Source organism: Paenibacillus sp. J22R98 (assembly GCF_059383835.1).
Window position 1 is genome coordinate 142,007 of the sequence record NZ_JBXENW010000003.1, and the last position, 13,445, is coordinate 155,451.

Here is a 13,445-nt window from a genome sequence, read left to right on the forward strand (position 1 = left end):
GGGAGCCCCAAATTAATGGGTTTCCCTGCTTTTTTCCATTCCGGATGCTTGTTTGCGCGAAGCGTTTTTCCAAAGACCGGCTACGATGATGACAATGACGATCAGAATCAAAAAAGACCATTCAAACGCGGGATTGCTCTTGAAGAATTCTTCCAATTTAATTTCATGTGTAATCATCTTGGCAGCCGTGTAAGCCAGCACGCCGGAACCGACATAGACTATCCACGGGATCTTGTTGATCAGCTTAATAAACAGCGTACTGCCCCATACAACGATTGGAATACTGATGATCAGTCCAAGCAAAACAAGTGCTACACTGCCGTGAGCTGCACCTGCGACAGCAATGACGTTGTCTAAACCCATTGCTGCGTCGGCTATAATGATGGTACGAACGGATTGCCACAATGTGTTGCCCGCTGTGATATTGTCATGTGCTTCATTATCAACCAGCAGCTTGTAGGCGATCCATAGCAGCAGAATGCCACCTGCCAGCATGAGCCACGGAACATTTAGCAAATATACAACTAATGTGGTAGCAATGGCCCGAATACCTACGGCACCGACTGTCCCCCATATAACGGCTTTCTTTTGCTGTTCCTTAGGCAGTTTTCGAGCTGCCAGCCCGATTACGATGGCATTATCACCGGCAAGAATGAGGTCGATAAAAACGATTGTAACCAGTGCAGATAGGAATTCAAGCGATAAAATGTCCATTGACTTCCTGTCCTCCTTTTCTTAAGAGCGCTATGATGTTTATCGTTGTTACGTTCGAAATCGAAGAAGGATTCAAAAATTGATAAACATAAGCTGTCCACTTGGGACATACACGTTCATAGACGAGTGCTTTCCGTACTTAATAGGAAACTCGCATCGCAAAAAGGACGGCAAAAGCCGTTTCTTCTTGAGGGGGCGTAATTTTGTGGACAGCTTAATCATTTTCGTTCAAATTATGTTTATCAATTTGCTCTTGAGCGGCGACAATGCCGTAGTGATCGCTCTGGCAAGCCAGCAGCTCCCGAAAGCCCAGCGGCGCCAGGCTGTTGTGTGGGGCGCTGCTGCGGCCGTACTGCTGCGCTGTTTATTGACGCTGATTGCACTGACGCTGCTGCAGGTACCGTATCTTCAGGCAGTTGGTAGTATCTTGTTGTTCATGATTGCGATTAAGCTGGTAACGGACGCTTCGGCACATGCGGAGGAATACCACAACATGCGCAAAGTAACCTCGCTTTCCAGTGCGATCCGAACCATCGTGATCGCTGATTTTATTATGAGTTTGGACAACGTCCTTGCCATTGCCGCAGTGGCGGAAGGAGAGCCCGTACTTATTCTTCTCGGGATTGCCCTTAGCATACCTATGATTATTTGGGGGAGTCAGCTGCTTAGTACCATGATCCGTAAATTTCCGTCATTTGTTTACATCGGTGGGGGATTACTCGGCTATGCGGCCGGTGAAATGCTGGTTCACGATCCAGCGATTCACCCATTATTTTCGAATGAATTATCCGTTCTGTTAAAGGCCATTCCGGTTCTTTGCATCCCTTTGGTCATTATTGTGGCATTGCTGCGAATAAAAAGATAAGGTAAACTATATTTTTAGAGTAAATATAGCAGTAACACTGGTTTTTTGCCTGCTGTTCCAGTACACTAGTAGATGTTAAAAAAGTGCCAAAGAGAAAGGAACATAGGCATGTCGAAAAACCAATACACCATCGGTCTTCTTTTTTTGATCGTAGGTGCTGTTATTTTACTCGGAAAGCTTGGACTGTTTGCGTTTATCGGCACAAACTTCTGGCCGCTTTTCGTTCTGATTCCCGGCATATTGCTGCACGTGCTGTTTTTTGGACGACTGCTTCCTCCGATTGTTCTGATCCCGGGAGCTATTCTGACAATTGACGCCTTTATTTTTTTCTTTTGCATTGCGTTCGGATGGAGCAACATGCACTACTCATGGCCTTTATTTATCTTGGGGGTTTCCATCGGTTTATACGAATATCATTTGTTTGATACGTACCATCCGAAGTTTCCACGAACGCTTGCCATTATCCTTGCTCTTGTTTCAGCGTCGTTTTTTGGCATCATGCTGGTGTGGGGCTGGGGTTTATACCTCATTGCCATTGCATTTATCGCGCTTGGTGCTTGGCTCGTTGCGGGACGTAAAGCTCGCTGGTAAAGGTTCAATTGTTTAACACGTTTGACGCAAGCCCGCACACAGCAGACTAATAAATAAAAAAAAGTTGGAGTGGATTCTTAACATGCAAGTCAGAGAGAACATCAGGAATATCGCAATTATTGCGCACGTTGACCATGGTAAAACTACGCTAGTCGACAAATTGCTTCAACAATCCGGCACGTTCCGTGACAATGAAACGGTTCAAGAACGCGCAATGGATTCCAATGATTTGGAACGGGAACGCGGTATCACCATTTTGGCGAAGAACACAGCAGTTAACTACAAGGAATATCTAATCAACATCGTGGATACTCCTGGACATGCCGATTTCGGCGGCGAAGTAGAGCGTATTATGAAAATGGTTGACGGCGTTCTTCTTGTCGTTGACGCATTTGAAGGCTGTATGCCACAAACGAAATTCGTACTTCGTAAAGCACTGGAAAGCAATTTGACTCCGATTGTTGTTTTGAACAAAATCGACCGTCCGAATGCGAGCCCAGAGCAAGTTGTCGACGAAGTATTGGATCTGTTCATCGAGCTTGGTGCCAGCGACGAGCAGCTTGAGTTCCCAGTTGTCTATGCATCCGCATTGATGGGAACAGCTAGCTTGGATGTTGACAAACAAGATGAGAACATGCAGGCGCTTTATGAGACTATCATCGAGCAAATTCCAGCTCCGACAGAAAGCGTAGACGAGCCGCTTCAATTCCTCGTTACGTTGCTTGATTACAACGAATACTTGGGCCGTATCGCAGTTGGCCGCGTAAACCGCGGTATCATCCGTCAAGGCCAATCCGTCGCAGTTATTAACCGCGATGGCGTGACGAAACAAGCTCGCATCGAGAAGCTGTTCGGCTTCCAAGGTCTGAAGCGCGTAGAGGTTGAAGAAGCAGGCGCAGGCGATATCGTTGCCATTGCCGGTATTCGTGAAATCAACATCGGTGAAACCATTGCAGATCCTGCTAACCCAGAGGCTTTGCCGGTTCTGAAAATCGATGAGCCGACACTGCAAATGACTTTCCTCGTTAACAATAGTCCGTTCGCAGGCCGCGAAGGCAAATGGGTAACTTCCCGTAAGCTTCGTGAGCGTCTGTTCAAAGAGCTTGAAACAGACGTGGCTCTTCGTGTAGACGAAACAGACAGCCCGGATGCATTTGTCGTTTCCGGCCGCGGCGAGCTTCACCTTGGTATCCTGATCGAGAACATGCGCCGTGAAGGCTTCGAGCTTCAAGTTTCCAAACCGGAAGTTATCATCAAAGAAATTAACGGTCAGAAAAACGAGCCTTATGAGCGTTTGCTTATCGACGTACCGGAAGAAAGCACTGGCGCGGTAATGGAGAGCCTTGGCTCGCGTAAAGCCGAAATGGTCAACATGATCAATAACGGTACAGGTCAAGTGCGTATTGAGTTCATCATTCCAGCACGCGGATTGATCGGATACCGTACGAACTTCTTGACACTTACTCGCGGCTACGGCATTATGAACCATGCCTTTGACAGCTATGGTCCTCTTGCAGGCGCATCTGTAGGCGGCCGTCATCAAGGCGTTCTGATCTCCAGCGAGAATGGCGTAACGACTTTCTACGGCATGATGGGCGTAGAAGATCGCGGCGTTCTGTTCATGGAGCCGGGTACAGATGTATACGAAGGTATGATTGTCGGCGAGCATAACCGCGACAACGATATTATCGTCAATATCTGTAAAGAAAAAGCACTGACAAACGTTCGTTCTGCTGGTAAAGACGACACGGTTCGTTTGAAAACACCGATCTTGTTCTCCCTTGAACAAGCACTGGAATATTTGAACGATGATGAATATTGCGAAGTGACACCGAAGTCGATCCGTCTTCGTAAGAAGCTTCTCAATAAGAGCGAGCGCGAGCGCGCTGAGAAACAACGTAAAACAGCTCAAGCTGGCGTTTAAGAAGTATACAGCCGCCATTGATGGTAGTAGATGACAGGCAGGGCTTGCAGCGATCTCTTCAAAGGAAGAGTTCGCTGTTGCCCTGCCGTTTCTCGTCCCTGACCTAATGGAAGTCATTTCAAGTAAATCAGGAGGTAGAAGCATCATGCAGAACTGGTTTCATGCTCATCCGATTTTGACCTATCTCATCATTCTGGCTTTAACCATTTATATTTTTAACGCTGTATTTCGAGTGCAACGTTTGCCGATTCTAAAAGAAGTACTTGTGCATCTCGTTATGGCTGTGGGCTCATTCGTGCTGTTCGTGCTGCAATTTGATAAACTGCCCATTATTCAATGTATGTCCGTTGCCGTATTTATGATGGCCCTGCTTCGCGGCAGACAATTGTATGACAAGATCAAAGCAAAACGCGGTGGTAGCAGCTCGGATACGGGAGGGGCTTAACTTGCGGTTTGAGGATGCCTTGTTCAATTGGCTTCAAATTCAGCTGGTAGCAGATGCAAGACCGGAAGATCGTGCTGCAGCAGACACCCGGGATTTCTTCCTTGAGATTCTAACGGAGGATCACGGCATATCGAATCTGCACATACATACGGTAGATGACACGATGATCCATTTGAGGTATGACAAGGAAGGCAAGAGCAAGCTGCAAATGTTTCCCCGCGAATCCGGAGAGCAGCTCCTTCAAGATATTAACGAGAATCCGAAATATAACTGACGAAGGTGGAAGTCATGACTAGGGAATCCGATTTGCCTCCACGTAAGGGCAAGAAGAGATATTGGCTGCGCCGGATGATGGTTCTGTTTCTGGCCTTATTGATTGGTGTTGCGGGATATCTTGGCTATTTGTATAAGGTTTCGAAGGACGTACTGGGTGAAATCACGACGGATGCCGATCCGACGGTTACGGTCTCTGCGAATCAGTCGGTTAAAGTGAAACCGGTAACGATTATGCTGCTTGGCGTAGATACACGGAAGGAAACCGGTAGTTTAAATACCGATGTTATGATGATTGCGACGTTTAATCCAAATACGAAGTCAGCAGTTGTCGTGTCCATTCCGCGCGATTCCAAGATTGAGCTGTCCGGTTACAATAGCCGTAAAGCAAATGCGTACTATTCGAGATTCCTCGCAGGTGCAAGAAGCGATGGATTGAAGGGTAAAGACGCGGAGCGGCAAGCGAAGCAGGATTTGCGTAAAATGTTCAGCAAATATTTCGATATCCCGATCGACTATACGGCAACGATCAACTTTCAAGGCTTCGTTGATGTCGTAGACGCGCTTGGCGGCGTCGATGTGGATGTGGATATGGACATGCGTTATGTCGACACGGCTGACGGAACGAACATCGATCTGAAGAAAGGTCCTCAGAACCTGAAGGGTGATGATGCGCTTGATTTCGTCCGTTACCGCAAATCCAATGACGGTACGAATATGTCCAGCGACTTTGACCGCAATCGTCGTGAAAGTCAGGTGCTCGGCGAAATCGCAGATAAGCTCAAATCCTTCTCCAGCGTGCCTAAGATAGCTAACGTTATTAAGGCAGTAGGCAACAATATGCGCATGGATATTCCGAGTAATGAAGTGGAGAATATGATGAAAACTTACTTCGGGATCAGCAAAAGCGATATCACCTTTATCCCGCTCGTAGGAGAGTGGCACTCGCCATATGTTCGCCTGGATGAAGCCAAACTTCAAGAAGCGAAATCGGCACTGGCGTCCAAATTGGCGGAATGAATGTGGTAGTACGACGTATGCTATGTTATAATAAAACCATCGAAGCACTGACACAATAGGCAAGGAGGACTGCGGATGACTGAACTTGTCACCGTACTTACTGACGAGCTGCTAAGTGGCCTGGAGAAAGAACCGTTTGTACTGTTGCACACGATTGATGCAGACAGCGGAACTCCGACTTCCAGCGTAATATCGTGGGTTTATGCGGTCAACCGCTCCACACTGCGTTTCGCCATTGATGGCCGTTCGCGCCTAACGGTGAATATGACTTCGAAAGTGGATGTAAGCGTTACTGTGTTTGCGCCGGGTACTGTTCAAACGATCTACGGCACGGCACGGCTTGTAACTGAAGCGCTTGAGGACGTGCCATTCAAATTGGTATGCTTCGACATCGACATTGCTTCGGTTCGCGATGCGATGTTTTACGGCGCACGCTTGTCCGCAAGACCTGAATATGAGAAAACTTACGACAGAAGAGCCGCAGACAAACTGGATGGACAGGTGTTTGCTGCCATGAAGAAAGCCTAGTGAGGAATCACTAGGCTTTTTGTGTTCTTATACCGACTCTCACGGTGCTGGTGTCTTCGTAAGTCTAAAGCTTTTGACTCATTTTTTGCTTGTCAGTCTTAGCGGGATCCGGTTGCTCCGGTTGGATATCTCTCGGCACTTGAGGGACGATCCGCCCTATGATGTCGGCCATCTCTTCGGCAAATCCGGCAATGGGTCTGCCGCGCTTCATGTCGGCCTGTACTTCTTTCAGCCGAGTCCCAATGTCGATATCGGCCGTTACGATGGCGTCAATACCATAGGGATCTTTACGGAATGCTTCGGCAACCGCATATTTGATTGTGCCAACACGGGATCGTTCCAAATTCCCTGCCACATCGATACCAACGATCGCTGTATTTTTAAACACGACACAGTGAGCGGCCTTCACGCCGGGTACATGCCGCGCCAGATCCTCAAGATGAGCTGCGACTTGTTTAGGGCTGCTGATTTGCTTCTTCTGCGGAGCGCTCTGCTGTGCACGAACGCGATTATCATTTTGTGGAGAGGGTGATGTCTCATTGCGGGCGACAGTATTACAGCCTGTTGCCAGCAAGCAAAGGATCATAGCGGGCACCAGCCACTTTCTCATATTCGCCACCTGACCTTTCTAGAGTCTGCAAAGTTTGTTCAAGCATAGTTTGCCTAGATGAAGGCCGCGCTATGTACGCCTTTGAACGAAATTCCAACGCCAGGAGGGCTCACGATGAAAAAGATATTCGTGCTCGACACCAATGTACTCTTACATGATCCGCAAGCGATCTTCGCTTTCGATGACAATGAGGTCATTATTCCCGCGGTGGTGTTGGAAGAAATTGATTCAAAGAAAAGATTGGCCGATGAGCTTGGCCGCAATGCGCGGCATGTTTCCCGGCTGCTCGACCAAATGCGGCTGACGGGCCGGCTGCATGAAGGAATTGAACTTGATAACGGGGGCGTTCTCAAGGTAGAACTGAATCATCGCAGCTTTATGCGTGTACAGGAAATGTTCGGCGAAATGTCTAACGACAATCGAATCCTTGCGGTAGCGCTCAATTATCATCTCGAAGAGCAGGACAAAGGGGACCCGCGTCCTGTCATTATCGTCAGTAAAGATGTACTCGTCCGCATTAAAGCGGATGTGCTGGGGCTTGAAGCCCAAGATTATTTATCCGATCAGGTGGTAGCGCCATCGGATGTGTATGCGGGTTATTTAACCCTTAAAGTGCATCCTTCGGTCATTGATGAATTTTATACGTACCGTTTTCTTACGATCAAGAACTTGCTGCTGAATACTCGGCTGCACCCGAATGAATTTGTTATCCTGCGGGATGAAATGGGGACATCTAAATCCGCACTGCTCAAAGTGAGCCAAGACGGAGCGAGGCTGGAACCGCTGTATCTGAGCAATGATCCGGTGTGGGGGATTACCGCCCGCAATGCGCAGCAGCGCATGGCACTGGAGCTGCTGCTTAGCGACGACATTCCGCTCGTGACGCTGACCGGTAAAGCCGGTACAGGCAAGACGCTGCTGGCGCTTGCTGCAGGTCTGATGAAGGTGGAGGATGAGCACAAATACAAGAAGCTGCTGATCGCAAGGCCGGTCGTTCCAATGGGGAAGGATATCGGGTATTTACCGGGTGAGAAGGATGAGAAGCTGCGTCCGTGGATGCAGCCGATTTATGATAATTTGGAATATTTGTTTGATACGAAGAAGTCGGGCGATATTGATAAAATATTAATGGGGCTCGGCAGCATTCAAGTAGAGGCGCTCACCTATATTCGGGGACGTTCGATACCGGGGCAATTCATAATCATCGATGAAGCGCAAAACTTGACTCGGCATGAAGTGAAGACCATCGTATCGCGTGTCGGAGAAGGGAGCAAGATCGTCCTGATGGGCGATCCGGAGCAGATCGACCATCCTTATCTGGACTCCATTAGCAATGGACTCACGCATATCGTGGAGCGCTTCAAGCAAGAAAGCGTCAGCGGCCATATGACGCTGGAGAAAGGCGAGCGTTCGAGACTCGCCCAATTAGCTGCGGATCTGCTCTAATCGGATTCGGATGCTTCCAGCACAGTTGTTGAGCTGCAGCGGTAGGCACGTGCAATCCCCTCAATAAGCGCAACCTGATGACGGTCAATGGCGAGCAGCCGGCGGCCGTCATTTTGCATCAGGTGGGCAAGGGCATGCTCGTCCGCTTGTTCTGCGGCTGAAGCAGGTTCAGCATCAGGCGTAGTGCCCGGGATCAAGCAAACAATCGATGCGAGCTCTAAGTTGAGATAACGATTATTTGAGTACGTAATGAGCCCATAATCCGTAAAGGTGCGGACATTAAGCGACCATGTCTCATCAAGCTGGGCCCATTGTCCAAGCTCGCAGCTTACTTTAAATCGCGTGGCGACAAACGCTTCAATTGTATCCGCGTCTGCTTGGCTATTGACGAGGAGCAGCGTGTCATCGCGATCCAGCAAGTTAAACGGAGATTCGGCCAATTCTTGCAGCATTTGCACGAATTGTTCCGGCAGCGTACCTTTCGGTAATTGCAAGTCAACGCTATAAATCGGCTGCATGGTCTCTGCCTCCTTGAAAGGGGAGTTTTCACCAAGTATGACGGATTCTGCAGCGGGAATCAATTTGAAATTCCGCGGACCAGCTGCAATTGACAGGCGACAAAAAAGCGCTTTCTTGCTAAAATAAAGATTAGCTAAAATTTAGCGTTAGAGGTGAGAGTTTGTCTCCGACAAACTCCCTATTAGCGTTAGAGGTGAGAGTTTGTCTCCGACAAACTCCCTATTAGAGGAGGGACACGGTGTCACGCAGAAAATATGTCATGCTGCTGCTGTGCGTATTTACGATTTGTGCTGCGCTGCTTGTTCCCATGTTCGGTAAGCCGGGATCGCCGGTCACTCACTCAGATGACGATCAATTATCGAATGACAAACCTCAGGTCGTTGATGGGGATGAGCAGGATCGAAAGACGATTTCAATTGCAGTCTCGATGGACGAGGCTGAGTACCAATATTGGCAGGGCGAGAATGAGCATTTTGAGCTATCCCATCCTCGAATCAGCATTCAAATGACGAATATACATAACGAAGATGCTGATGAGGCAAGGAAGAAAGCATCGGAGAAAGGCGAACCTTTCGATCTGATGCTGTTAGACAATGATCGCGTGCGAGAATTTGCCGTACAAGGGTTTCTGCTCCCCGTCGACGATATTGTTTCCGGAGATACGGCTGCCGATCAAATGGAAGCGCTAACAAGTATTGTGAAGTGGAATGGCTCGCTGTGGGGTGTTCCTCTTGACTGTAATCCATTGCTTGTAGTTTGGCAGAAAAATCTGCTCAAGGCTGCCGGCCTGATTGCGCCGCCTAAAGATCTCGAAGCATTCAAGGTTGCTGTTGCGGCCTTAGCGGCAACGAACCCTCAGCTCAGTCCGTTTAACCTCAACACGGCTGACGCGAAGGAAATGGCTGCTTGGATGGGGATGTTTAGGGAGAACAGTGAGGCGGCTGCCAATTTGTCTCCATTCACCATCACGCAGAAGGAACAGCTTTATTTTGCCGCTGAATATGCTGCAAAGTTGGACAGGCTAGCGCCTGTCCAACAGAAAACTCAGCTGCTCGGGGCATTTGGAGCCGGAACGCTGATGTCTGCGGTCATGCCGTGGACGCTCTTTAAATCCTTAACGGATGAGGAGAGAGAGCTGTTGTCGGTTGGCACATCGACAGGCTCAGTCGTTCGCACGAATGGAAGAAGCTTTGTGATGCTGGCAGAAACAGAACGGGTGAGCGAAGCCAGTGCGTACATTACGGAAATGACCTCCACAGAAGCGCAGCTGGATGACTATCAGTCGCTCGGGCGGTTGCCTTCACGTATTTCGGGGATGACAAATGAATTTGAATATAACGATATCGATCAAAGGCCGCCTCATTACCTTGTCAGTATGCTAAGCCGAGCATCCGTAACGCCTGATCCTTCCTGGAGGGAAAGATGGGAACGCTGGTCGAAGCTGCTTGTCATACTTGGCGGGAACAAGACCGAACTCACACCTGAGCTGGCCAGTAAATTTATATCCCTATGGAACGAGGAGCCGGAACAACCAAAAGGCGGTGCCGAAGCACCGCCTGAGGAGCCATCAAAGACTGATGGTAAGCTTGATCAATAGCTTGCCATCCTCTACGGTGACCGATTTGGTTTTGAGGAAGGATACGATTTTGGAAGGGTAGAAGCCGAGATCGAATTCTTTCTCTAGAGCTGCTCTTGTCGTGTCCGGCAGCTCCAAGCCGTTAAAAATAAGCGAATCGACATGAAATAAGATGGAGCCGTCTTTCTCCAATGAATAATGACCTGTTAATTGCACTTCCATGTTAACGCGTTTGCCGGTTACGATGACTTTGTCCGGATTGAAGACGAAGGAGAAATTGTCGAACAGCTCATTTTGCTCTCGCAGGAAAGCATTAAGCTTATCGTCCGGGATGGAGAGCGAGTAATTGAAGCCGTCAATTTCAAGCATGTCTTTATTGTTTTGCACCCAAGCCGGCATTTTCTTCATCGCTTTGGACAGCGCGCTGAAGTACCGTTTTACCTCTAACAATCCGACATTCTGCCAGTAGTCCGTAAATTCATTAATGAGCAGCTTGAGTTTGTCAGCATCGGATCGACCGCTTAACGAGGAGTCGACATCTTGCTGAAGTGCCATAACTCGGTTTCGCTGCGTAGTGAGACGTTCTTCGACTTCGGTAAGCTGTTCCGACTGCGTATCGAGCTTGCTGATGCTTTTCTTCAGTTCTTGATATTGCTTCAAGTACGAGTTGAGCGTAAGCTTGTCATTAGTAAAGATAAGGTCGAAAAAATCAAGCAGCTGCAGCAGCTCTGATAAATTGTGCGAAGACACAAACGCCGTCAGGAAAATATCCCGTTCACCGGTGTAGTAGGCGCGAAGCACTTTCCCTGCCTCTTCGCGTTTCTTCTCGATCGTTTGCTCTTGGCTTGCCAGCTTCACTTTGGAATCATGCAGCTGCGCAAGGATCGACTGCTGCTGTTCTTTCACGCGTGCAATTTCTTTGTCAATTTCAACGACGGAGAGGCTTTTCTCCAGTATCGCTCGGACCTCTTCATCCTTCGGGGTTGCAGGGTCGGCAAATACGGGGAAAATAGTTAGCCACACTGCGAGCGCGCAAACGGCGAACGCCGCAATCCGGCGGCGTATCGTTCCTTTCACGAAGGGCTCCCCTTTCTTTCTTCTTCACACTTTGCATGCACTACTATATGCATGTACCAATTCTATTATATCTGTAAGCACTAATTTTGTCCTTGATTTGGAGGGGATTGCATGAGCGGAAACGGCGGGCGATTGTCCTTGTTAATTGGGGAGCAAATCGCACGGAGCCAGCTGAGGGGACGGGATTCTGTACGCGCCCGGGAGACTGCTGAAGTCAGCTGTATCTCGTTCCATGATTATATGGCCCTGTGTTTATATGACGAGAAGGAAGGCTATTATCGCTCAGGGAAAATACGAGTGGGCAAGAAAGGCGACTTCTATACGAGCTCTGCGATCGGCTCCATAATGGGAGAGAAGCTGGCAAGCTGTGCTGCCTCGTTAATCGGAGACCGTGGGGAGTCAGCGCCTGTTAGGATAATGGAATGGGGGGCAGGTACCGGGCTGCTCTCCCAGCAAATGATTGTAGCATGGTCAACGTCAAGGCATTCGTGGCTCTCTCAAGCGGAGCACGTTATTGTGGACAGCAATCCTGTGCATCTACATGAGGCACAGTCGAGGCTGGAGCAAGCAGCAGCGGCCCTGGATCGTTCAGATTCGCCGCGGCCGCAGTTGCGTTACATGACGCCGGAAGAAGCGTATAAAGCATTGCTGGATGCAAACGACAGGGGGACCTCTTCATCTTCGTCGTCGCCGGCGACTTATTCGATCATGATTGCAAATGAGCTGTTGGATGCATTTCCGGTACATCGAGTCGTCTTGAAGGAAGGCCAGCTCTGGGAGCTTGGCGTTGCAGCTAGGAACGACAACGAAGATGGAGAAGCATTTCGCTATGTCTACACACCTTTAACTGATGAACGGATTGCAGAAGTACTGAAACGGGATGGAATCGCCTTGCGGGAAGGGCAGATTACCGAGGTAAACCTCGCTGCCGAGCGATGGATTACAGAACTTACCGGCATGATCAAACATGGGGCACTCCTTCTCGTGGACTACGGTCACGAAGCGCAAGAATTAACGGCATCGCATCGAATGCAAGGAACGCTGCTGTGCTATAAGGATCATGTGGCGCATGACCGTCCCTTCAGCGCTCCCGGAGAACAGGACATCACCTCGCACGTCAATTTCACTGCTTGCAGACATGCAGCCGAACAGGCGGGCTGGCAGGTGCAGTATTATGATACGCAGAAGCAATTTCTCCTCGATCAAGGCTTGCTGCAGGACCTAGTCGCACATGATGGGACGAATCCCTTCGGTGAAGCAGCAAGACGCAATCGTTCCATCCGCCAGCTGCTGCTAAGCGATAATATGAGCGAGTCGTTTAAAGTGATGGTGCTGCTCAAAGGCGAATAATAATGCGGTCAAACGAAAAAAGGCTGTTCCGGAGATGGTATCCCATCTTCTCGGAGCAGCCTTTTGGCTATTTGTGAATGTCAGAAGGTCCGTTATTAGAATGGGTTCCCCATTACAAATACGGTCCAATACGTGAAGCTGACGAACGAGATAAACATGTATCCCCAGAACATCAACATATAGGTTCTTTCGGAAAAGTTCAAATAGCCTAACAGGACAAACACGACGGTTTGAATAAAGAACAAGAGTGCCATCTCGGTCATATGCCCTGCAAACGCCATTAGCGCGATTACAAGCGTCCAGAAACCGAGCACTCGGAACATGCGTGCCATGATTTCATCCCCCTTCTCGTCAGTCTCGACCCGATTACTATTGCCCATTATAACGTTTCAGGTAACATGTGTAAACTGTTTCACTCGTGACGAATTGGCAAACTTTTTGCCTCCTTTTCACGCTCTGATACAAGTTTGCTTCAAATTACGAAAAAACATGTATGAGCCGTCAAAA

Annotated in this window: 15 protein-coding genes; 10 read left to right on the plus strand and 5 right to left on the minus strand. The window is 48.8% G+C overall.

The genetic code is table 11. The features are described from left to right. Positions 1-12: 12 nt before the first annotated feature. The gene (locus AC50Y3_RS10585) at positions 13-714 is read right to left on the minus strand and encodes a TerC family protein (RefSeq protein WP_494818735.1); all 702 of its coding nucleotides are present in this window, start codon (positions 712-714) and stop codon (positions 13-15) included. A 205-nt stretch (positions 715-919) separates the two neighbouring features. Here AC50Y3_RS10585 and AC50Y3_RS10590 point away from each other — a divergent pair, with 205 nt between their 5' ends. The 7 genes from AC50Y3_RS10590 (at position 920) to AC50Y3_RS10620 (ending at position 6,360) form a co-directional block, all read left to right on the plus strand. Then, complete coding sequence (locus AC50Y3_RS10590) at positions 920-1,579, plus strand: YjbE family putative metal transport protein (protein ID WP_494818736.1); 660 nt, start codon at positions 920-922, stop codon at positions 1,577-1,579. A gap of 108 nt (positions 1,580-1,687) precedes the next feature. Beyond that, positions 1,688-2,170 carry a hypothetical protein gene (locus tag AC50Y3_RS10595; RefSeq protein WP_494818737.1) on the plus strand — a complete coding sequence of 161 codons (483 nt, stop codon included), beginning with the start codon at positions 1,688-1,690 and terminating at the stop codon, positions 2,168-2,170. A gap of 82 nt (positions 2,171-2,252) precedes the next feature. Next, complete coding sequence (gene typA, locus AC50Y3_RS10600) at positions 2,253-4,094, plus strand: translational GTPase TypA (protein WP_494818738.1); 1,842 nt, start codon at positions 2,253-2,255, stop codon at positions 4,092-4,094. 145 nt (positions 4,095-4,239) lie between these two features. Next, positions 4,240-4,539: a YlaH-like family protein gene (locus AC50Y3_RS10605; protein WP_494818739.1), complete on the plus strand. Its 300-nt coding sequence runs from the start codon at positions 4,240-4,242 to the stop codon at positions 4,537-4,539. A 1-nt stretch (position 4,540) separates the two neighbouring features. After that, positions 4,541-4,813, plus strand: a complete 273-nt coding sequence (locus AC50Y3_RS10610; RefSeq protein WP_494818740.1) for a hypothetical protein — start codon at positions 4,541-4,543, stop codon at positions 4,811-4,813. A gap of 14 nt (positions 4,814-4,827) precedes the next feature. Continuing rightward, on the plus strand, positions 4,828-5,832 hold the full coding sequence (locus AC50Y3_RS10615) for an LCP family protein (protein WP_494818741.1): 1,005 nt from the start codon (positions 4,828-4,830) through the stop codon (positions 5,830-5,832). A gap of 75 nt (positions 5,833-5,907) precedes the next feature. Further along, positions 5,908-6,360 (plus strand): pyridoxamine 5'-phosphate oxidase family protein, encoded by a 453-nt coding sequence (locus tag AC50Y3_RS10620; protein WP_494818742.1) that lies wholly within the window; start codon positions 5,908-5,910, stop codon positions 6,358-6,360. 64 nt (positions 6,361-6,424) lie between these two features. On the opposite strand, the gene AC50Y3_RS10625 is transcribed toward AC50Y3_RS10620, so the two are convergent. Next, positions 6,425-6,970, minus strand: a complete 546-nt coding sequence (locus AC50Y3_RS10625) for a YhcN/YlaJ family sporulation lipoprotein (RefSeq protein WP_494818743.1) — start codon at positions 6,968-6,970, stop codon at positions 6,425-6,427. 114 nt (positions 6,971-7,084) lie between these two features. On the opposite strand from AC50Y3_RS10625, the gene AC50Y3_RS10630 reads away from it, so the two are divergent. Then, complete coding sequence (locus AC50Y3_RS10630) at positions 7,085-8,416, plus strand: PhoH family protein (RefSeq protein WP_494818744.1); 1,332 nt, start codon at positions 7,085-7,087, stop codon at positions 8,414-8,416. Here the strand turns inward: AC50Y3_RS10630 and AC50Y3_RS10635 are convergent. Beyond that, the gene (locus AC50Y3_RS10635; RefSeq protein ID WP_494818745.1) at positions 8,413-8,934 is read right to left on the minus strand and encodes a hypothetical protein; all 522 of its coding nucleotides are present in this window, start codon (positions 8,932-8,934) and stop codon (positions 8,413-8,415) included. The two genes, AC50Y3_RS10630 and AC50Y3_RS10635, sit on opposite strands and share 4 nt — an antisense overlap. Positions 8,935-9,173: 239 nt before the next feature. Between AC50Y3_RS10635 and AC50Y3_RS10640 the strand changes: the two genes are divergently transcribed. Beyond that, positions 9,174-10,532 (plus strand): ABC transporter substrate-binding protein, encoded by a 1,359-nt coding sequence (locus tag AC50Y3_RS10640; protein WP_494818746.1) that lies wholly within the window; start codon positions 9,174-9,176, stop codon positions 10,530-10,532. Here AC50Y3_RS10640 and AC50Y3_RS10645 read toward each other — a convergent pair. Further along, on the minus strand, positions 10,503-11,588 hold the full coding sequence (locus AC50Y3_RS10645; protein ID WP_494818747.1) for a coiled-coil domain-containing protein: 1,086 nt from the start codon (positions 11,586-11,588) through the stop codon (positions 10,503-10,505). The genes AC50Y3_RS10640 and AC50Y3_RS10645 overlap by 30 nt on opposite strands. Positions 11,589-11,699: 111 nt before the next feature. Between AC50Y3_RS10645 and AC50Y3_RS10650 the strand changes: the two genes are divergently transcribed. Next, on the plus strand, positions 11,700-12,938 hold the full coding sequence (locus AC50Y3_RS10650) for a class I SAM-dependent methyltransferase (RefSeq protein ID WP_494818748.1): 1,239 nt from the start codon (positions 11,700-11,702) through the stop codon (positions 12,936-12,938). Between the two features lie 95 nt (positions 12,939-13,033). Here AC50Y3_RS10650 and AC50Y3_RS10655 read toward each other — a convergent pair whose 3' ends face one another. After that, a complete protein-coding gene (locus AC50Y3_RS10655; RefSeq protein ID WP_090979850.1) occupies positions 13,034-13,270 on the minus strand; it encodes a DUF2626 domain-containing protein in 237 nt (78 codons plus the stop codon). Positions 13,271-13,445 lie beyond the last annotated feature (175 nt).

Excerpts from the sequence above, each read along its gene's own strand:
- AC50Y3_RS10585 (WP_494818735.1), bottom strand. The coding sequence starts at position 714 with ATGGACATTTTATCGCTTGAATTCCTATCTGCACTGGTTACAATCGTT.
- AC50Y3_RS10595 (WP_494818737.1), top strand. The coding sequence starts at position 1,688 with ATGTCGAAAAACCAATACACCATCGGTCTTCTTTTTTTGATCGTAGGT.
- typA (WP_494818738.1), top strand. The coding sequence starts at position 2,253 with ATGCAAGTCAGAGAGAACATCAGGAATATCGCAATTATTGCGCACGTT.
- AC50Y3_RS10605 (WP_494818739.1), top strand. The coding sequence starts at position 4,240 with ATGCAGAACTGGTTTCATGCTCATCCGATTTTGACCTATCTCATCATT.
- AC50Y3_RS10615 (WP_494818741.1), top strand. The coding sequence starts at position 4,828 with ATGACTAGGGAATCCGATTTGCCTCCACGTAAGGGCAAGAAGAGATAT.
- AC50Y3_RS10620 (WP_494818742.1), top strand. The coding sequence starts at position 5,908 with ATGACTGAACTTGTCACCGTACTTACTGACGAGCTGCTAAGTGGCCTG.
- AC50Y3_RS10625 (WP_494818743.1), bottom strand. The coding sequence starts at position 6,970 with ATGAGAAAGTGGCTGGTGCCCGCTATGATCCTTTGCTTGCTGGCAACA.
- AC50Y3_RS10630 (WP_494818744.1), top strand. The coding sequence starts at position 7,085 with ATGAAAAAGATATTCGTGCTCGACACCAATGTACTCTTACATGATCCG.
- AC50Y3_RS10635 (WP_494818745.1), bottom strand. The coding sequence starts at position 8,934 with ATGCAGCCGATTTATAGCGTTGACTTGCAATTACCGAAAGGTACGCTG.
- AC50Y3_RS10650 (WP_494818748.1), top strand. The coding sequence starts at position 11,700 with ATGAGCGGAAACGGCGGGCGATTGTCCTTGTTAATTGGGGAGCAAATC.
- AC50Y3_RS10655 (WP_090979850.1), bottom strand. The coding sequence starts at position 13,270 with ATGGCACGCATGTTCCGAGTGCTCGGTTTCTGGACGCTTGTAATCGCG.